The sequence below is a fragment of the Micromonospora sp. NPDC049801 genome, from assembly GCF_040656575.1.
Taxonomy (GTDB): domain Bacteria; phylum Actinomycetota; class Actinomycetes; order Mycobacteriales; family Micromonosporaceae; genus Micromonospora.
The window spans coordinates 85,509-103,535 of record NZ_JBFAMS010000011.1; the positions used below are offsets into that span (position 1 = coordinate 85,509).

Annotated in this window: 17 protein-coding genes; 6 read left to right on the plus strand and 11 right to left on the minus strand. The window is 73.5% G+C overall.

Annotation, left to right across the window (positions count from 1 at the left end; translation table 11 throughout):
* Positions 1 to 66: 66 nt before the first annotated feature.
* Genes nagA through AB0I89_RS20405 form a run of 3 tightly spaced genes read right to left on the minus strand, consistent with a single transcriptional unit; the run spans position 67 to position 3,071 of the window.
* Entirely contained in the window at positions 67 to 1,176 is a 1,110-nt protein-coding gene (gene nagA / locus AB0I89_RS20395; RefSeq protein WP_357128833.1) for an N-acetylglucosamine-6-phosphate deacetylase, read from the minus strand.
* 15 nt (positions 1,177 to 1,191) lie between these two features.
* Positions 1,192 to 2,145 (minus strand): ROK family protein, encoded by a 954-nt coding sequence (locus tag AB0I89_RS20400; RefSeq protein ID WP_357128836.1) that lies wholly within the window; start codon positions 2,143 to 2,145, stop codon positions 1,192 to 1,194.
* Positions 2,142 to 3,071, minus strand: coding sequence for a sugar isomerase (locus tag AB0I89_RS20405; protein WP_357128839.1), 930 nt, complete (start codon positions 3,069 to 3,071; stop codon positions 2,142 to 2,144). Before AB0I89_RS20405 ends, AB0I89_RS20400 begins: the two co-directional genes overlap by 4 nt.
* A 203-nt stretch (positions 3,072 to 3,274) precedes the next feature.
* Here AB0I89_RS20405 and AB0I89_RS20410 point away from each other — a divergent pair, with 203 nt between their 5' ends.
* The 6 genes from AB0I89_RS20410 to AB0I89_RS20435 all read left to right on the plus strand — a co-directional run bounded on the left by AB0I89_RS20410 (position 3,275) and on the right by AB0I89_RS20435 (position 8,376).
* The gene (locus tag AB0I89_RS20410) at positions 3,275 to 4,060 is read left to right on the plus strand and encodes a DeoR/GlpR family DNA-binding transcription regulator (RefSeq protein WP_053654382.1); all 786 of its coding nucleotides are present in this window, start codon (positions 3,275 to 3,277) and stop codon (positions 4,058 to 4,060) included.
* Between the two features lie 120 nt (positions 4,061 to 4,180).
* A complete protein-coding gene (locus tag AB0I89_RS20415) occupies positions 4,181 to 5,191 on the plus strand; it encodes an ATP-binding cassette domain-containing protein (protein ID WP_357128843.1) in 1,011 nt (336 codons plus the stop codon).
* On the plus strand, positions 5,188 to 6,204 hold the full coding sequence (locus AB0I89_RS20420) for an ABC transporter permease subunit (RefSeq protein WP_357128846.1): 1,017 nt from the start codon (positions 5,188 to 5,190) through the stop codon (positions 6,202 to 6,204). The genes AB0I89_RS20415 and AB0I89_RS20420 overlap by 4 nt, the downstream gene beginning before the upstream one ends.
* A gap of 113 nt (positions 6,205 to 6,317) precedes the next feature.
* Positions 6,318 to 6,740 carry a DUF3263 domain-containing protein gene (locus AB0I89_RS20425; RefSeq protein ID WP_357128849.1) on the plus strand — a complete coding sequence of 141 codons (423 nt, stop codon included), beginning with the start codon at positions 6,318 to 6,320 and terminating at the stop codon, positions 6,738 to 6,740.
* Positions 6,741 to 6,909: 169 nt separating this feature from the next.
* Positions 6,910 to 7,740, plus strand: a complete 831-nt coding sequence (locus AB0I89_RS20430) for a hypothetical protein (protein ID WP_357128852.1) — start codon at positions 6,910 to 6,912, stop codon at positions 7,738 to 7,740.
* A gap of 126 nt (positions 7,741 to 7,866) precedes the next feature.
* Positions 7,867 to 8,376, plus strand: coding sequence for a GNAT family N-acetyltransferase (locus AB0I89_RS20435; protein WP_357128855.1), 510 nt, complete (start codon positions 7,867 to 7,869; stop codon positions 8,374 to 8,376).
* 49 nt (positions 8,377 to 8,425) lie between these two features.
* Here AB0I89_RS20435 and AB0I89_RS20440 read toward each other — a convergent pair whose 3' ends face one another.
* The 8 genes from AB0I89_RS20440 to AB0I89_RS20475 all read right to left on the minus strand — a co-directional run bounded on the left by AB0I89_RS20440 (position 8,426) and on the right by AB0I89_RS20475 (position 17,765).
* Positions 8,426 to 9,322, minus strand: coding sequence for a superoxide dismutase (locus tag AB0I89_RS20440; RefSeq protein WP_357128858.1), 897 nt, complete (start codon positions 9,320 to 9,322; stop codon positions 8,426 to 8,428).
* A 128-nt stretch (positions 9,323 to 9,450) separates the two neighbouring features.
* Entirely contained in the window at positions 9,451 to 11,649 is a 2,199-nt protein-coding gene (locus tag AB0I89_RS20445; RefSeq protein WP_357128861.1) for an AAA family ATPase, read from the minus strand.
* A gap of 36 nt (positions 11,650 to 11,685) precedes the next feature.
* The gene (locus tag AB0I89_RS20450; RefSeq protein WP_357128864.1) at positions 11,686 to 12,195 is read right to left on the minus strand and encodes a hypothetical protein; all 510 of its coding nucleotides are present in this window, start codon (positions 12,193 to 12,195) and stop codon (positions 11,686 to 11,688) included.
* 38 nt (positions 12,196 to 12,233) lie between these two features.
* On the minus strand, positions 12,234 to 12,989 hold the full coding sequence (locus tag AB0I89_RS20455) for an ATP/GTP-binding protein (RefSeq protein ID WP_357128867.1): 756 nt from the start codon (positions 12,987 to 12,989) through the stop codon (positions 12,234 to 12,236).
* Positions 12,967 to 13,455: a DUF742 domain-containing protein gene (locus AB0I89_RS20460; RefSeq protein ID WP_357128870.1), complete on the minus strand. Its 489-nt coding sequence runs from the start codon at positions 13,453 to 13,455 to the stop codon at positions 12,967 to 12,969. Before AB0I89_RS20460 ends, AB0I89_RS20455 begins: the two co-directional genes overlap by 23 nt.
* Entirely contained in the window at positions 13,452 to 13,925 is a 474-nt protein-coding gene (locus AB0I89_RS20465) for a roadblock/LC7 domain-containing protein (protein ID WP_355050923.1), read from the minus strand. The genes AB0I89_RS20460 and AB0I89_RS20465 overlap by 4 nt, the downstream gene beginning before the upstream one ends.
* Positions 13,922 to 16,606: a nitrate- and nitrite sensing domain-containing protein gene (locus AB0I89_RS20470; protein ID WP_357128873.1), complete on the minus strand. Its 2,685-nt coding sequence runs from the start codon at positions 16,604 to 16,606 to the stop codon at positions 13,922 to 13,924. Before AB0I89_RS20470 ends, AB0I89_RS20465 begins: the two co-directional genes overlap by 4 nt.
* A complete protein-coding gene (locus tag AB0I89_RS20475; RefSeq protein ID WP_357128876.1) occupies positions 16,593 to 17,765 on the minus strand; it encodes a hypothetical protein in 1,173 nt (390 codons plus the stop codon). Before AB0I89_RS20475 ends, AB0I89_RS20470 begins: the two co-directional genes overlap by 14 nt.
* Positions 17,766 to 18,027: the final 262 nt, after the last annotated feature.

Genomic DNA, 18,027 nt, shown 5'->3' on the forward strand with positions numbered 1-18,027 from the left:
TCTGGGGCAGCTCGACAGGCTCTCCGACAGGCATGCGCAGGCGCTCGCCGGAGGGCACGATCCGCGTCACTCCACCCAGGAACCGCCGCGCAGCACCCGTACCACGTTGAGGTCGTCGTCGAGCACGACCAGGTCGGAGCGGAGACCCACCTGGAGGGCGCCGACGCGGTCACCCAGGCCGATCGCGCGGGCCGGGGTGGTCGCCGCCATCCGGGCGGCGTCGGCCATCGGGATGCCGGCATGCACGGCGTGCCGCAGCGCCGCGTCCATGGTCAGCGTGCTGCCGGCGATCGCGCCGTCGCGGGCGAGCCGGGCCACCCCGTCGGCGACGGTCACCGCCTGCCCGCCCAGCTCGTACTCGCCGTCGGCCATTCCGGCGGCGGCCATCGCGTCGGTGATCAGCGCGGCCCGGTCGGGGCCGGCGGTCGTGGTGGTGAAGGCCAGCATGCCGTCGTGCAGGTGTACGCCGTCGGCGACCAGTTCACAGACCACGGTGGACGCGTCCAGCAGGGCCACCACCGGGCCCGGTTCGCGGTGGTGCACCGGACGCATGCCGTTGAACAGGTGCGTACCCACGCTCGCCCCGGCGGCGATCGCGGCCTGGGTCTGCTCGTAGGTGGCGTCGGTGTGACCCACGGCGGCCACCACGCGCTGCGCGGTGAGCAGCTTGATCGCCTCCAGCGCGCCGTCGCGCTCCGGCGCGAGGGTGACCATCCGGACCGCGCCGTGGCCCAGCTCGATCAGCTCGGACAGCTCCTCGGTGGAAGGGTCCCGGAGGTACTCGGGGTTCTGCGCGCCGCAGCGGGCGGCGGAGAGATAGGGACCCTCGAAGTGGACCCCCGCCAGCACACCCTCGTCGACCAGCGGCGCGAACGCCTCGGTGGCCGAGCGCATCACGGAGAAGGGCGCGCTGACCAGACTGGCCAGCAGCGTGGTGGTGCCGTGTCCCAGGTGGAAGGCGGCCGCGGCGCGGGCCTGGTCGGCGTCCCCTGTGGTGAAGGTGTGGCCCCCGCCGCCGTGCGTGTGCATGTCGACGAAGCCCGGCAGGATCCAGTGCCCGTCGCGGACCGACGGGTACTCGGCCACCGCGGTGATCCGTTCACCGTCCCACTCGACGCAGCCCTGCCGGATGACACCGGTCGGGGTCACCACTCGGCCGTTCACCCGTTCGGTCATCGTTCCTCCTGTTGGTCAAGCACGGTCGGCGGCCAGGGTGTCGAGCGCGAGCAGGGCGGCCCCCAGGCAGCCGGCCTCGTCGCCGAGGGCGGCCGCGACGAGCTGCGGCTCACGGTGGAAGGTCATCCGCTCGTGCAGCGCCGCCCGGAGGGGGACGAGCAGCAGGTCGCCCGCCTGGGCGAGACCGCCGCCGAGCACGATCGTCGTCACGTCGAACAGTGCCTGCCCGGTGGCCAGGCCGTCGGCGAGCGCCTCGACGGCCGACCGCCAGACCTCGGCGGCGAGCGGTTCGCCGGCCGCCGCCCGTTCGGCCACGGCGGCAGCCGTCACCGGAGCGTCGGGCCGGCCGTCGGCCAGCTCCGCGTAGCGCCGGCCGATCGCGGACGCCGACGCGACCGCCTCCAGGCAGCCGGGCCGCCCGCATCCGCAACGCGGACCGTCGGGTCGGACCATGATGTGGCCGATCTCGCCGGCCGCGCCGTGCGCGCCGACGGCGGCCAGGCCGCCGACGACGTGCGCGGCGGCGATGCCGGTGCCGATCGCCACGAAGAGCACGTGGTCGGCGCCGCGTCCGGCCCCGAGCCGGGCCTCGGCGAGACCACCGACGCGCACGTCGTGGCCGAGCGCGGTGGGCAGCCCGAGCCGTCGCACCGCCAGGTCCCGCAGCGGTACGTCCCGGAAGCCCACGTTCGCCGACCACACCGCCACCCCGCGCGCCTCGTCCACCACCCCGGGGACCGCGATGCCGATGGCGACCGGGGTGAAGCCGTCGGCGCGGGCCTTGGCGGCCAGCCCTTCGGCCACGCCGAGGATGGTGTCGACCACGGCGGCCGGCCCGCGCGCGGCGTCGGTGGGGTGTCGTTCGGCGCGTACCGCCACGCCGTCCGGCCGGACCAGGGCGCACTTCATGCCGGTGCCGCCGACGTCCAACGCCACGACCACCCGGTCGTCGCGCCCAGCACCGCTCACGCCAGTACCACTGACCGGGACAGGTGTCGTGGCGCGTCCGGGTCGAGGCCACGGCTGGTCGCCAGGGCGACCGCGAATCGCTGCGCCAGGATCAGGTCGGCCATCGGGTCGACCGGGGTACGACCGGCCGACCAGCTCCCGAGCACCGTGCGCCAACCGTGCGTGCGGCTGTGCACGAAGGCGGCGCCGGTGGCCGCGACGTCCTCGGGCAGCCCGTCGGGCAAATCGCCGAACGCCCAGACCAGCCGGCCCGGCGCGGCGACCGAGATGGGACCGTGCCGGTAGTCCATCGCCGGGTACGCCTCGGCCCAGAAGGTGGCCGCCTCCCGGCACTTGAGCGCGGCCTCCTGGGCGAGGCCGACCGTCCAGCCGCGACCGAGGAAGGTGGCCTGCTCGATGGTGGCCGGGTCGATCGGCAGCGGGGAACGCACCGCCACCTCGGCGTCGGCGGCGAGCGCGGTCACCGGGTCGCCGAGGTTCGCCCGGAGCAGGGCCAGCGCGGTCGTCGCGAAACGGGTCTGCACCACCGAGCGCTCGTCGGCGAAGGCCATGGTCACCGCGGCGGCGGCCAGGTCGACGGCGGGCGCCGCCGGGTCACCGACGATGACGGTGGTGGGCGTACGCCCCCGCAGCGCGGCGAGCAGTTCCAGCACCTCGGTGGTCGTGCCGGAGCGGGTGATCGCGATGAGCCGGTCGTACTGGCGGCCGGCGGGGAACTCGGACGCCTGGAACGCGTCGGTCTCGCCCTGGCCGGCCTGCTCGCGGCGGGCCGCGTACGCCATCGCCATGAACCACGACGTGCCGCAACCGACGACGGCGACCCGCTCGCCGGGGCGCGGAAGGTCGTCACGTGCGGCGTTGGACAGCGACGCGGCCTCCCGCCAACAGTCGGGTTGGCTCGCGATCTCCGCGTCCACGTACGCCATGAGTAACTCCTCGCAGGGCCGACCTGTCTGCGCAATACGGCTCGTAAGGGCCGTATTTCGCGCGTTATTCTGCGCGAACCGAGGTGGTCGTGGCAACCGGCCGGCCGATCGCGCAGGCCAGCCTTTTGCGCCAGCCTAGTTTCGCGCACTAGTGTGCACGCAATCAATCACCGACCGTGCAGTTACTGGGAGGGGCCCCCGAGGTGGACCGGTACGCCAGATGGAACGCCCTGCTGGAGATGCTGACCGACAACGGTCGGGTCAGCGTCGAGGCGGCCGCCGAGCGGCTGGACGTCTCCCAGGCGACCATCCGGCGTGACTTCGACCAGCTCGCCCAGCAGCAGATGATCACCAGAACCCGGGGTGGCGCGGTCGCCAACGGTGTCTCGTACGACCTGCCGCTGCGCTACAAGACGGCCAAGCACTCGGCCGAGAAGCAGCGGATCGGCGCTGCCGCCGCGGCGCTCGTCACGCCCGGAACCGTGGTCGGCCTCAACGGCGGCACCACCAGCACGGAGGTTGCTCGGGCGCTGGCCGTCCGGCCGGATCTCAACACCAGTGCCGAGGGCGCCCAGCTCACCGTGGTGACCAACGCGCTGAACATCGCCAACGAGCTTCTCGTGCGGTCCCGGATGAAGGTGGTCGTGGCCGGCGGGGTGGTGCGTCCGAAGTCGTTCGAGCTGGTCGGCCCGCTCGGCGGCGCGTTGCTGCGGGAGGTCACCCTGGACGTCGCCCTGCTCGGCGTGGACGCGATCGACCCGCAGCTCGGCGCCGCCGCCCACCACGAGGGAGAGGCGGCCATGAACAACCTGATGGTCGCGCGCGCCAAGCGGGTCGTGATCATCGCGGACTCGTCCAAGCTGGGCGGTCACGCCTTCGCCCGGATCTGCCCGGTCGAGCGGGTCGAGACGCTGGTGACCGACTCCGGGGCCGCGCCCGAGGTGGTGGACGCCTTCCGGGCGGCCGGCGTGCAGGTCGTCTGCGCCTGAACGGTCACGCTCCGTCGATGAAACGCATCGACCGGCGTGTCACTGCATACCGGGTATTGCGCACCGCTGCATACCGCGTATGGTGTCGGCTGTCACGCCCACCATCGGGGGAGGTGCAGCTTGCCAGCTGTCCTGGAGATCGAAGGTCTACGTAAGACGTACAAGAGTCGTCGACGCGGCACCCGCAACGCGCTCGACGGCTTCGACATGCAGGTCGACGCGGGGCAGGTGCATGGCTTCCTGGGTCCCAACGGGTCCGGCAAGACCACCACGCTGCGTACGCTTCTCGGCCTGATCCGGCCCGACGGCGGACGGATGGCGCTGCTCGGGCACGAGGTGCCCGCCGCGCTGCCCACCGTCGCCGGTCAGGTCGGCGCGATCGTCGAGAGCCCGCAGTTCTTCCCGCACTTCACCGCACGGGACACGCTGTCCCTGCTGGCCGGGGCGGGCGAGGTGCCCGCCACGCGGGTCGACGAGGTGCTGGAGTTGGTCGGGCTCCGCGACCGGTCCGGCGAGCGGGTCAAGACGTACTCGCTGGGCATGAAGCAGCGGCTCGCCGTCGCGTCCGCCCTACTCAAGAACCCGAGGCTGCTGATCCTCGACGAGCCGGCCAACGGCCTCGACCCGGGCGGCATCCGCGAGATGCGCACGCTGATGCGCAATCTCGCCGAGTCCGGGATGACCGTGGTGCTGTCCAGCCACATCCTCGGCGAGATCCAGCTCATCTGCGACTCGGTCACCATCATCTCGCTCGGTCGACGGGTCGCCTTCGGCCCGGTCGACGAGGTGCTCGCCCAGCACTCGTCCGGCGCGGTCCGGGTACGCCTGGAGGCGGTCAGTGACCTGCCGACGGCCACCGAGGCCCTTACCCGGGCCGGCATCCGGGTCACCGGGCACCCGGACCACCTGATGCTGACCGGCGTCGACAAGCCGGCGTCGGTGACCCGGCTGCTAGCCGAGCAGAACCTGTACGTCAGCGAGTTGGCCCCGATCGCGGTCGACCTGGAGAGTGTCTTCCTCGAACTGACCGCCACCGCGCCGGTCCCCGGCCAGCACCGGCAGGTCGACGAGTCCATGAAGGTCGGTGGGACGGGTCAGCCCGGCGCCACCGGAGGAGGGTGGGGCGCGTGAGCCTCTATCGGACGGAGCTGCGCCGGCTGGCCAAGCGGCGCTTCACCCGCTACATGACGCTGCTCGGCCTGCTGGTGCTGGCCGCCGTGGTGGTCGGCGTCTTCTTCACCAACCAGAAGATCGACGCCGGCCAGCTCGCCAAGGCCGAGCGGCAGGCCGACCAGCAGTACCAGGATCAGGTCCGCTGGAGCGAGCAGGAGCGGGTCAACTGCGAGCAGGCCAAGAAGGCCGGCACCTCGAGCGACGGCCGCTACCCCGACGACTGTTCGATGATCACTCCGCCGCCGCGCGAGGAGATCAAGGCGGAGTGGTTCCTGCCGTCGACGTTCAACTTCCGCAAGACGTTCGACGAGACACTGGTCCCGTTCGCGGCGATCCTCGCCCTGGTCGGGTTCGTGATCGGCGCGTCCTTCATCGGAGCCGAGTGGAGCACCGGCGGCATGATGAACCTGCTGCTCTGGCGGCCGAAGCGGCTCACCGTACTGCTCACCAAGCTGGCCGCGCTGCTCACCGGCATCCTGGCGGTGACACTGCCCGCCGCGGTGCTGTGGTTCGCCGGCTTCTGGGCCGTCGCCAGCTTCCGGGGCAGCACCGAGAAGATGACCTCGGGGGCCTGGCAGTCGTTCGCCCTGACCGGGCTGCGCGGTGTGGCGCTGGTGCTGGTGATCACCACCATCGGCTTCGCGCTGGCCTCGCTGGGCCGGCACACCGCGATGGCCCTCGGCGGTGTCGTGGCGCTGATGGTTGTCGGCCAGTTCGGCCTCGGCATCCTGCTGTCGATGGCGAGCGTCAAGTTCGCCGAGGCGTGGCTGCTGCCCACGTACGCGCTGGCCTGGATGACGAAGACGGTCACGCTGGAGAACTGGCAGTCCTGCAACGCGACCTACTTCGGCGAGTGCAAGCCGGAGACGATGGACATCACCTGGCAGCAGTCCTCCGCCATCTTCTCGGTCGGGCTCGTGGTGATCCTCGGTGCGGCGATCTGGGCGATGCGTCGCCGCGACATCTCCTGATCGACACGTCAACGGCGTAACGTGGCCGGCTCCGACCGTCGGGGTGTCCCGACGTGCGGGGCCGGCCGCGCCGGCTACTGCGACCATGGCCGTCGCTGACTAGGCTGAACGTCATGTCCGCCGACGCCACCCCGGTCGCCCCCGAGCCGTCCACCGACGCTCGTCCGGCCGAGGCGGCCGGCGGCGTCGCGCCGAGCGTGCCGACTCCCCGGGCCGCGCCTTCCGTCGAGAGCACCGACGAGGGCGAGCCGGCCGGGACCGCGTCGTCGGACGAGGCGACGCCTGCCCCGCCCGTCCCCGCACAGGCGGGCCTGACCACCCGCGAACAGGCCATCCTCGCCTTCGAGCAGCAGTGGTGGCGGCACGCCGGCGCCAAGGAACAGGCCGTGCGGGACACCTTCGGCGTCTCCTCGACCCGGTACTACCAACTGCTCAACGGCCTCCTGGACAATCCGGCGGCGCTCGCCGCCGATCCCGTGCTGATCGGCCGGCTCCGCCGGCTGCGCTCGTCGCGGGCCCGCAACCGCCGCCGCTGACGGTGTCGCTGGCGCCGGCGGGACGACGGTACCGCCGGGCCGCCGCGACACCCGGCAGCGCAGGAATGGAGTTCGCGCGCGCGGGTACGCGACGCCCGTCTCGTCACCGTGGCACGGGTCAACGGAGGGAGCGGGCCATGAGGGGTACGAACGCGGCAGGGTCCTGCTGATGATGCGGGTACGCTCCGCGTCCGCGCCGGCCCCTGGTCGGCCCGTCAACGAGGACGTGGTCTTCCAGTTCGGTCCGCTGGTCGGTGTCCTGGACGGCGCCACCGTCCCGGACGGCTTCGACACGGGCTGCGTCCACGGCCCGGAGTGGTACGTCCGACACCTGGCCGCCCGGCTCGCGGTGGCGGAGGCGGCCCGTCCGGCGGCCCGCCTGACCAGCAACCTGGCCGCGGCCATTCTCGCCGTCCGGGCCGACCACGGCGGGCAGTGCGACCTCGACCACCCGGGCACCCCGTCCAGCACCGTCTGCCTGCTGCGCGACCGCGGCGATCAGGTCGACTACCTGGTGCTCTGCGACAGTCCGCTGGTGCTCGATTTGGACGGCCAGGTCAGTGTGGTGACCGACGACCGGCTGGACACCGCGGTGGCCGAGCTGCGGCAGACCCTCGCCACCGTGCCGGCGGGCGCGTCGGACCCGGTCGCGCGCTTCCGGCACGCGGTGGGCGTCCAGCGGGAGCGGATGAACCGTACGCACGGCTACTGGGTCGCGGCGGCCGACCCGGACGCGGCCTTCCACGCGGTGACCGGGACGCTGCCCCGGCACGGTTCGGCGGCCCTGCGCCGGGCGGCGCTGCTCAGCGACGGCGCGTCCAGCGCGGTCGAGCAGTTCGGGCTGACCGACTGGGCGGGACTGCTCGACCTGCTGAGCGCCGAAGGCCCGGCCGCGCTGCTCGGCCGGGTACGGGACGCCGAGCGCGAACATCCCGATCGGCTCCGCCGGCACAAGCCCACCGACGACGCCTCGGTGGTGTTCTGCGAGTTCGGGCCATAGGCCAAATAACGACGGAGCGTGAGGAGAAACACGCGAACCGCCCGACCGGCCGGTACCCGTGGCCGGACCGCCATCCGCTGCCCAATGGGGTGGACTTCGGCCGATGGGGCCGGCAGACTGCGGCACGTGGCGAGTGCGGTCCGGCTGGAGCCGGTGGACGAGCGGAATCTGGAGCCGTTGCTCTCCGTAGCGGCTGCCGAGGCCGAGCCGGGTGAGGTGATGCCTCCCGTGGAGGCGCCCGCCGGCTGGTCGCTCGCCCGCCGGGAGGCCTTCCGCGAGTTCCACCGGGCGAGCTTCGCCGGCCTGGACGGCCCGACCGGCTCGCAGATGTACGCGATCCTCGTCGGCGGCGAGGTGGTGGGCATGATCCGGATGACGCGCTGTGATGAACCGGGCACGGTGGAGACCGGCATGTGGCTCGGCCTCTCGGCGCGGGGCCAGGGCATCGGCGCGGCCGCCCTGCGTGAGTTGCTCAACGTCGCCGCCCGCGCCGGAATGCGTGCGGTCGTCGCGGAGACGACGCCGGACAATGTCGGCGCGCTCGCCATCCTCGAGAAATGCGGTGCGAAACTGCGCTCAGATGGTGGAAAGGTGCACGCCGAAATCTGCCTGGATTCGACGCCGCCGGCTCGCTGAGCGGAACGGATCGGCGGCGACCCCGCCGGGGCCACCGCCGACCGTCCGATCAGGCGGGCAGTCGTACGACGTCGTAGTCGACGGTCGGGCCGGGCTCGACGTCGAACCGGCCGTTGACCACGTAGAGCGCCGAGCCGAGCAGGTCGCCGGTGGCCGGCGACCGCAGCGCCGGGCTGGTGATCTCCCGCCGGACCACCCCGGCGGTGCCGGCGGCGTTCAGCTCGACGACCGCGACGACGTTGCTCAGGTTCCGGATCACGTAGAGGGTGCGACCGCGCAGCACCAGCCCGTCCGCCCGGTCCACCGAGTAGCCGCCGAGGTCGACGACGCGGCTGGCGCCGGTGCGCGCGTCGACGCGGACCAGCCGACCGGTCAACATCTGGTCGACCAGCAGGTCCCCGTCGGGAAGCGCCACGATCCCGTTGTTGAACGCGTCTGGCGTGGCGGCCGGGCCGGTGAGCGGCAGTACCCGGGCGGCGGTGGCGGCGGGCAGCCGACCACCCGCAAGCAGCGGTACGACGTACAGCACCGGCCGGGCCGAGTCGGTGAAGTAGACGGCGTGCCGGGTGACCACGAGGTCGTTGACGATGCTGCCCGGCTCGTCGGTGAACCGGTAGTTGGCCAGTTGCCCGCCGGTCGCACCGTCGTAGACGCTCGCCGTGCCGGCGGAGAAGTCGGCGGTCCACAGCCGGCCCTGCGGGTCGAGCTTGAGACCGGCCTTCTCCCGCCCCGGAGCGCCCGCGATGAACACCGAACCGTGTCCGGTACGGAGGTCGCCCCGCCAGACGGCCCCGTTGCCGACCGAGCCCACGTAGACGGTGGTGCCCCGGCCGATCGTCAGCCCTTCAGGGGAGTAGCCGTCGGGCAGGGCGATCCGGGACGGGAACGACGTCCTCGGTTGGGCGTTCGCGCCCGGACCGACCGTGGCGAGGGTTGTCGCCGCCATCAGCGGGACGACGATAAGAGAGAGCAGCCTGCGCAAGAGGGTCACCGCCAGTCGTCGAGTGGATTTCTCCACTGAGGAATGTGCTGCCCTGGTAACGCTCCGCGTACCCCAGAAGGTTGGAGCGATGCTCAGTCCCGCTCGGCGGCGTACGCGGCCAGCCAGGCGACCTGCGCCGGGTCCAGCGACGGGCGGACGCGGTCGCGGGCGGTAGCGACGTGCGCGGCGGTGACCGTGGCGGCGGCCAGCGACTCCCGCATCGCGGCGAGTGCCGCCTCCCGGATCACGGCGGCGCAGTCCGCGGCCGAGAAGCCGCCCAGGTCCGCGCCGAGGGCGGCCAGGTCGACGTCGGATGCCAGCGGCACGTTCCGGGACGCGGCCCGCAGGATCTCCGCGCGGGCCGCACCGTCCGGTGGTGGCACGTAGACGAGCCGCCCCAGCCGGCCGGGCCGCAGCAGCGCCGGGTCGACCAGGTCCGGCCGGTTCGTGGCGCCGACGACCACCACGTTGCGCAGCGCCTCCACCCCGTCCAGTTCGGTGAGCAGCGCCGCGACCACCCGATCCGTGGTGCCGCCGTCGGTGGCCTGCCCGCGTACCGGGGCCAACGCGTCGACCTCGTCCAGGAAGATCAGCGTCGGCGCGGCCTCCCGGGCCCGGCGGAACAGCTCGCGTACGGCGCGTTCGCTCTCGCCCACCCACTTGGAGAGCAGTTCCGCGCCCTTGACCGAGAGCACGTTCGCCCGGCCCGACCCGGCGAGCGCGGTGACCAGGTACGTCTTGCCGCAACCGGGCGGTCCGTAGAGCAGCACGCCGCGCGGTGGCTGCACGCCGAGGCGGGCGAAGGTGTCCGGGTAGGTCAACGGCCACAGCACCGACTCGGTCAACGTCTGCTTGACCTCGTCCAGTCCGCCGACGTCGTCAAGCGTCACCGACGCCAACTCCAACGTCGACGCGGCCATCGTCGTCGGCCGGACCACCTCCAGGGCGGCGGTGAAGTCGGCCATCGACACCGTGGGCGTCGACGCGGACTTCTGCCGCAGCGCCGCGCGTACCCCGGCCTCCCGGACCAGCGCGGCCAGGTCCGCCGCGACGAACCCGGGGGTACGGCCGGCCACCTCGTCCAGCCGCACGTCGTCGGCGAGCGGGACCTGCCGGGTCAGCACGGTGAGCTGTTCGCGGCGCAGGGGCGCGTCGGGCAGCGGCACGCTGATCCGCAGCGACAGCAGGTCCGGGGCGCGCAGCGCCACGTCGACGGCCTCCGGTCGGCTGGTGGTGCAGACCACGGCGACCCCCGCCCGGACGACCTCCGCGAGCACCTGCCGGAACACCGTGGCCAGCGGACCGGGCTCCTCCGGCGGGGCCACCGCCTCGACGTCGGTGATCAGCAGCACTGCGGGCCCGGCGGTACGGGCCGCCGTCGCGGCGGCGCGCAGCCGGTCGGCGGCGGCCTGGTCGGCCAGCGCGACCACCTCGGGCGCCCACAGCGGGTGTACGCGGGCACCCACCCGGGCCGCGACCGCCCGGACCAGCGCCGACTTCCCGGAGCCGGCCGGTCCGGAGAGCAGCACGCCCAGCGAGATGGTGGTGCCCAGCCGGCCCAGCACCTCCCGGTGGTGGAAGCCGAGGTCGAGGAGTTCGGTCAACTCGTCCGCCTGGGCGCGCAACCCCGGCAGCTCGTCCACGTCGGGCGCGTCCGTCTCGTCGACGGCGTCGACCGTCCCCGGCCGCCCGGCCGGTGGTGGCGCGCCGAGGGTGGCCGGACCGTGTTCCCAGGCGACCACCGTGTCCATGGTGACCAGCGACCCGGCGGACTCCTCGACGGTGACCACGGTGAGCAGGGTGCTCGTCCAGGCGAAGCCGACGCTGGTGGCGAGGCTGCGCCGGGCCGCCTCGACGAGACCGCGCGTCGACGCGTCCGGCAGCACGTCCTGCGGCAGCAGCGACACGTCGTCGCCGGCCGTGACCACCTTGCCGAGCAGGGCGAGCCGGAGCATCTCCGGGCTGACCGCCGCGATCACCTCCACCGGCCCGGCCAGGGTGACCCGGGCCGCCGGGGTCAGCGGCAGCGGCGAGACGCGCACCGACGCGCCGTCCCGTACGCCCAGGTTGCCGAGCGTGAGGTCGTCGGCGTAGAGCAGGGCGCTGCTCGCGCCCGCCCCGGCCGCCGCCACGATCCCGGCGGTCTCCCGGCGACCCGTCAGCCGCACCGGCGAGCCCGGTCGCAGACCCAGCGCGGTCAGCGCCTCCGGGTGCAGCCGCACGATGCCCCGTCGGGCGTCCAGCGCGGCCGGTCGAAGGCTCGCTGTCAGGGTCAGGTCGGGTGGGGCCACCGCCCGACCGTAGTACCCGTCAGTCGGTCACGCCGTTCAGCGCCGCGGATCCAACTCGTCCAGCAGCGACGGGTCGCTTCGGATCAACTCGGCCAGGCGGGCCGCCGGGTCCGGCGTCAACCCGTCCGGGCCGGACGCCCACGACGGGACCGTCCGCCCGGAGAGCGGCCAGGACGGCGGGGGTTCCACCGGGGCCGCCGGCGGCTCCGGGCCGACCGTCACGTCCGGGCCGTCCCAGGAGATCCGCAGCGGGTACGTCCGACCGTCGTGCTCCACCCGGACGGTCACCGCCAGCCCGGGGTACGCGCCGACGACCTGGCGTACCGCCTCGGTCACCTCCTCGACCGGCCCCCACCCGGCGTCGTCGGCGGGGTCGTGCCGTTCCGCGTGCCGGGCTGGCCCGGCGTTGCGGGCCGGCGCGGTGACGCCCGGCGCGGCGGTCGGGCCCGGTGGTGGCGTGGTGCCGTCACGGTCGTCGGCCCGCCGGCGCAGCGCCTCCTCGCGCCGGGCCAGCCGGGCCAGCGTCTCGTCCAGGTCGCCCCTCACCAGATCACCCCTTCCCGCCACGGCCGGAGCCGGTCGGCTCAGGCCTTCCTGTCCCGGGTGGCCCGGTCCAACGCGCGGTCCAGGACGACCAGCAGGGCGTCCCGCACGGAGAGTCGGTCCCGGGCGTCGAACTGCACCAGGGGTACATGGTCGCCGATGGCCAGCGCCCAGCGGATCTCGCCGAGTTCCAGGGCCAGTCGCCCGTCGAACGCGTTGACCCCCACCACGAACGGCAGACCGGCCCGCTCGAAGAAGTCGATCGCCGGGAAGCAGTCGTCCAGTCGGGCGCTGTCGACGACCACCAGCGCGCCGAGCGCGCCCCGGGCGAGGTCTTCCCACATGAAGCCGAAGCGGGACTGCCCCGGGGTGCCGAACAGGTAGAGCTTGAGGCTGCGGTCGATGGTCACACAACCGAAGTCCATCGCCACCGTGGTCGTGGTCTTGTTCGACCGTACGCCCGGGTCGTCCACGCCGATGCCGGCGCTGGTCATCTCGGCCTCGGTGGTCAGCGGCGCGATCTCGGAGATCGCGCCGACCGTGGTGGTCTTGCCCACCCCGAACCCACCGGCGACGAGGATCTTGACCGGTACGGGTGGCGCGGCCGACGGACGGCTGGTCGGTCCCGTGTCGGCCGGCGGCCGGTACGGAGGTGGCGGCCCGGTCGGCGGTGGCGCGCTGGCCCGTCCGGACGCCGGAGGAGTGCCGGAGGCCGCGCCGTAGCGGGCGGTGGCGCTGTTGCCGGCGAGACCCCCGATCGGGACGACCGGCCATTCAGGAGATCGCACGAAGTCCATCAATCACTCGCAGGATGAGGTCGGGGTCGTAGGCGTCGTTGGCGTCGGTGACGTGCACGTCCAGGTGCCCGGCGGCCCGCAGGTCGCCCACCAGCACCCGGGTCACGCCGAACTGCAGCCGGGCCCGGGCGGAGATCTCGGCTACCGAGATGGGTTCGGCGCAGAGCGCGATGATCGCCTGAAGCTCCGGCGCCAGCAGGCTGACCGGCGTGCCCGTCCAGCGGGCGACGTCGGAGCGGGTCACCTGCGTCTCGAGTCCGATCGCCGGATCGGCGCCGGCCACCCGCCCGGCGGTGAGCACGAACGGCCGCAGACCGGCCGGGCCACTGTCGTCCGGAGCCGGCCCCGGCGCCGGCTCCGGCGCCGCCGACGCGCCGCCCCCACCCGGGTGCGGCGTGCGCAGGTAGGGGCGGATCCGTGCCCCGGGCTCCGGGTCCGGATCCTCGCCGGCGACGTCGGGAGTCACTGCTGAACGGCGTTCTTCAGCTCGGCGATCAGGCGCGGGGTGAGCGCGCCGCCGGCCCGGCCGGCGAAGAGCGTCATCTCGTACGCGACGGTGCCCAGGTTCGCCGAGCGGTCGGCGACGACACCCAACACGGAACCGCTGCTGATAGCGCTGATCAACAGGTATCCGTCGGCCATGTCGACGATCACCCGGTTGAGGCCGCCGAGCGCGTACCAACTGGCCGCGCCCCCGGCGAGGCTGGTCATGCCGGAGACCACGGCGGCCAGACGCTCGGCGTTGGAGCGGTCCTTGATGGCCGACATGGCCATCAGCAGCCCGTCCGAGGAGACCGCGATCGCCTCCAACACCCCGGCGGTGCTGGAGGTGAAGGAGTCCAGCAGCCAGTTGAACGTGCGGGCCTCGGGGCTGAGGTCCCCGGCGGCGGCCGGCTGGGTCTGGTCGACGTTGTCGTGCAGGAAGGGGCTGGTCACCGTGATGATCCTTCTTCGTTCCGACGATCTGGGCTGACTTCGCGGAGAGCGCGGGCGACGCCCGCCTCGAAATCGGTGATGAGGCTGCGCACCTCGGCCGGGTCGCCGAGCTGCGGGCTGGCTGGTGGGTTGGGCGGTGAGACCGTCAGGTTCGCGCCGGGCACGCGCCGACTCAGCCGGGGACGGCCCCGGTTGGTGCCGCCGGTGTCCGCCACGGTCGGGCCGAAGCCGCCCGGGGTGGTGGGCAGGTCGACGGTAGCGCCGGAATCCGCCGCCGTGGGCCCCGCGCTGGTCGGCGGGTCGGTGACCGTCCGCATTGACCAGTTCCCGCCGGGACCATCGGCGGGCGGGGCGCTCGACTCGGCCCGGCGTACGCCGGACTGGAACGCCTCGACCAGCGCGCGGGCGGCGTCCGGGTCGGCGCTGGTGGCGTCGACCGGCCGGCTGGGTGCGGCGGCCGCGGAGAGGCTCGCGCCGGGCACCCGCTGCCGGATCCGGGGGCCGGCGGACGTTCCCGCCGTGGTGGCGCTCTGCGCGACGGCGGCGGGTTGCGGTGTCGTACGGGCGGTCGCGGCGGCGTCCGCCGACTCCCGAGCGCCGAAGGCGTCCCAGGACTCGCCGGACTCCAGGCTGCGGGTGGCCCGGCTGAGCAGGTCCGTGTCGAAGCCGGACGCTGGCCCAGCGGCGGCTGCGGCGACGGCCGGCGCGGCGGTGGCCGGCGCGGCAGCGGCCCCCCGGGCACGAGCGCCCCGGGCGGGGTCGAGAGCCAGCCGTCGTCCCCGGTCCGGTACGGCGGCCCGCGCGACCGTCGCCCCGGCCCGGTCGGCGCGGCGCAGCACCAGTGACGCCTGGGGAATCTCCACCTGGGCGGTCACGCCGCCGCCGACGGTGGCGGCGAGACGCACCTCCCAGCCGTGGCGGCGAGCCAGCCGGCCCACCACGAAGAGGCCGAGCACCTCGGTCGGCGCGAGGTCGAGACGTTCCCGCCGGGTGAGCCGGGCGTTCTCCTCGGCGAGCCGTTGCTCGCTCATGCCGATGCCGTGGTCCACCACGGTGATCCGGGCGCCCGGACCGGAGGTCTCGCCGGTCACCACGACCCGGGTGTGCGGCGGGGAGAAGACCGTCGCGTTCTCCATCAGCTCGGCCAGTGCCAGGACGAGGTCGCCGATGACGGCCGGCGCGGCGGCGACACCCGCCGGCACCTGCACGTCGACGCGGGTGTAGTCCTCGATCTCGCCGAGCGCCAACCGGACCACGTCGGCCAGCGGAACCGGCGCGGTGTGCGCGTCGGCGCCCGCCGAGCCGGAGAGCACCACGAGGCTGCCGGCGTTGCGGCGCAGCCGGCTGGAGATGTGGTCGAGCCGGTACAGGTGCTCCAACCGGCCCGCGTCGGCCTCCTGCTGCTCCAGCCGGTCGATCAGCGCGAGCTGCCGGCTCACCAGGTTCTGGGTACGCCGTCCGACGTGTCCGAACATCTGCGCCACGTTGCGCCGGCCGGCGATCTGCCGCTCGACCAACTGGGCGGCGGTGTTCTGCACCCGGTCGAACGCCCGGGCCAGGTCACCGATCTCGTCGCTGGAGGAGATGACCACCGGCTGCAACCGGACCGACTGGGCGCTCTCCGCCTCGTCGTCGGTGACCCGGACCAGCTCCGCCTCCGCGACCCGGGCGACCCGGTCGGCGGAGCGGGTGAGCTGGGTCAGCGGTCGGGCCACCGTACGCGCCACCGCCGCGCTGAGCAGCACCACCAGCGCCAGGATCAGCGCCGCCGCGCCGGCCACCAGGTAGGCGGCGGTGAGCGCGCGCCGCTGGTCGGCCTTCACCTCGGCGAGAACGTCGGCGACGATCTTCTTCTCGACGAACTGACCGAGCCGGATCATCGTGCGGACGGCGGGGAACAGCGCCTCCATCGGCACGTCGCGGACCGCCCCGGCCGGGTCCCGGGCGCTGGTGATCAGGAAGTCGGGGCTGGTACGCGCGGCCACGGCGGCGTCGTTGAGCTGGGCCACCTTGAGCTGCTCGGGCGTGATCAGGCTGCGGAAGCGCGCGTTGTCGACCTGGAGGGCCGCGATGCACGCCACGTAGCCGGCGGTGGTGTCCGGAGTGCCGATCGCCTTGACGAGGATGCTCAGCGTGGCGCAGGCGCCGATGCCCTCGTCGGCGCGGAGCAGCCCGTCCAGGGCGAGCACCTGGCGGCCGGGCAACGTCTCGGTGTCCACACTGAAGACCAGCCGGAGCGATCCGATCAACTCCCGGTTGACCGGGCCGAAGGCGTCCATCACCTGGCCGGGGTTCGCGCTCCGGGCCAGTACCGCCCTGCGCAGGTCGCCCAGCCGGGAAATCCCGTTGAGCGCGTGGTCGACCTGCTCGGTCAGCGCGTCTCCGCCGTCGGCCCGCAGGTCGGCCACCCGGTCGTCCACGTCGGCCGCCTTGCGGATCACCTCGGAGCGTTCGACCCGGCCGAGGAGGAAGCCGATCGACAGGATGCGCTCCTGCTGGAGGTCCTGCACGAGGCTGCCGACCCGGCTGGCGAGCCGTACCTGGTCGGTGATGTCGGCGGCGCGTTGGGCGGCGGCCACCCGGTCGAGCACCACGGGCACCGCGAGGCCGACCATGCTCAGCAGGGGAATTACCACGAGCAGCGCGAGCTTCCCGCGGATCCGGAGCCTAGCGAGCAGCATCGAACGGCCCCCACTGTTCGGCGACCGGCTCGTGGGCCGCGCCCACCGGTTGCAGCGGTCGGAGGTCGGTCGCGGCCGGTGGTTGCCAGGGGTCGCCGGTCGTCGCGGTGGCCGGGGTCGTGGCGTCCGGTGCGGCGGCCCGCCGGCGTGTCCGCCGGTCGGCGGCGATCAGTAGTACGGCGAGCCAGATCAGCACCAGCGCGGCCACCCCGGCCGCCCCGGCGGCCAGCCACCGGTCCCGGGCCAACCCGTCGATCCGTTCGGTGAGCAGGGTGTCCAGCTCGCCGAGGATGACGGGCTGAAGTTGCCGGGCGGCGTTGCGCGAGTTGAGCGCGGTGGCGGCCAGTTGGCCCTGGTCCACCGTTCCGGAGGCGCTGGGCGTCGAGTACAGGGCCATCGCCTCCACCGACCGCTGGTAGGCGTCGAGCGGGGTCAGCACGTTGGCGCCCAGGTCGGTGCTCTCCGAGTTGTCCACGGCGGAGCGCAGGTTGTCGACCGCGTCGGTCGCGGGCGCCAGGGCGGCCACCCGCAGGCCGGTCATCTCCATCAGGCTCCGGGGTCGTTCGGCGGCCGGTCGTCGAGCGGCGAGCACACCCAGGTCGGCGAGCCGGCCGGCGCCCACCACCGCCTCGGGCAGCTTCTGGCCGGCGCTGTCCTGCAGGAAGAAGGAGTCGGCGCCCGGGTCACGGCCCAGCCCCGAGCTCTCCCGGACCTTGCGGTGCAGGGCGAGCAGCAGGTCGGTGACCTCGCCGTACGCGGTGTAGGCGGCGTCCGGGTCGGCGGGGCTGCGGTCGCGCAGCGCCTCCAGTTTGGCGCGTAGCCCGGCCCACCGTTCCTGCGTGCGCAGTTCTCCGCCGATGCGGGCGTCCACCGCGGCGGCCTGCTCGACGGCACGGGTCAGGGGCTCGCCGGGGACGGGACGGCCGGCGACGGCGGTGGTCTGGGCCTCCACCAGTGTCTCGGTGACCGGGGCCAGCGCGCGGAGGTACTCCACGCCGAGTCGTTCCCGGTCGGCCAGGCTCCGATCGTCGCCGGTGTGTCGCCAGGTGGACGCGAAGAGCGTGCCGACCGGCGCGAGCAGCGCGACGATGAGCAGCAACGGCAGCGAACGGCCGAGCATGGACGTTCGTCGACGGGCCCGCGGCGCGGGGACTGTCATGGGGTGTCTCCTCCGGCGTCGGGCGGGGGATCGGCGCGGTGTCGGGTTCGCCGACAAGTCCCGTCCACCGGACCGGAAAACTAATCGAACCCCAGGCGAGCTGGCCGGTTGCGACGAGTCAGGTTTGCGTCAGTTCGAGCGATGTCACCGTTCGTCAGGGTTCCGGGCACGCTCTGTCCGGTTCGTTGGTGTGACATGAAGGCATCGAGGGTGATATCCGCGAAAGATCGGAATTCACAGGATCCGAAGTCAACTCACTGGC

What these genes read in the sequence shown, in the direction of transcription:
- AB0I89_RS20440 (WP_357128858.1), bottom strand. Translation starts at nt 9,322, where the DNA reads ATGGCGGCGACAACCCTCGCCACGGTCGGTCCGGGCGCGAACGCCCAA.
- AB0I89_RS20425 (WP_357128849.1), top strand. Translation starts at nt 6,318, where the DNA reads ATGTCCGCCGACGCCACCCCGGTCGCCCCCGAGCCGTCCACCGACGCT.
- AB0I89_RS20470 (WP_357128873.1), bottom strand. Translation starts at nt 16,606, where the DNA reads ATGCTGCTCGCTAGGCTCCGGATCCGCGGGAAGCTCGCGCTGCTCGTG.
- AB0I89_RS20455 (WP_357128867.1), bottom strand. Translation starts at nt 12,989, where the DNA reads ATGGACTTCGTGCGATCTCCTGAATGGCCGGTCGTCCCGATCGGGGGT.
- AB0I89_RS20475 (WP_357128876.1), bottom strand. Translation starts at nt 17,765, where the DNA reads ATGACAGTCCCCGCGCCGCGGGCCCGTCGACGAACGTCCATGCTCGGC.
- AB0I89_RS20430 (WP_357128852.1), top strand. Translation starts at nt 6,910, where the DNA reads ATGATGCGGGTACGCTCCGCGTCCGCGCCGGCCCCTGGTCGGCCCGTC.
- nagA (WP_357128833.1), bottom strand. Translation starts at nt 1,176, where the DNA reads ATGACCGAACGGGTGAACGGCCGAGTGGTGACCCCGACCGGTGTCATC.
- AB0I89_RS20405 (WP_357128839.1), bottom strand. Translation starts at nt 3,071, where the DNA reads ATGGCGTACGTGGACGCGGAGATCGCGAGCCAACCCGACTGTTGGCGG.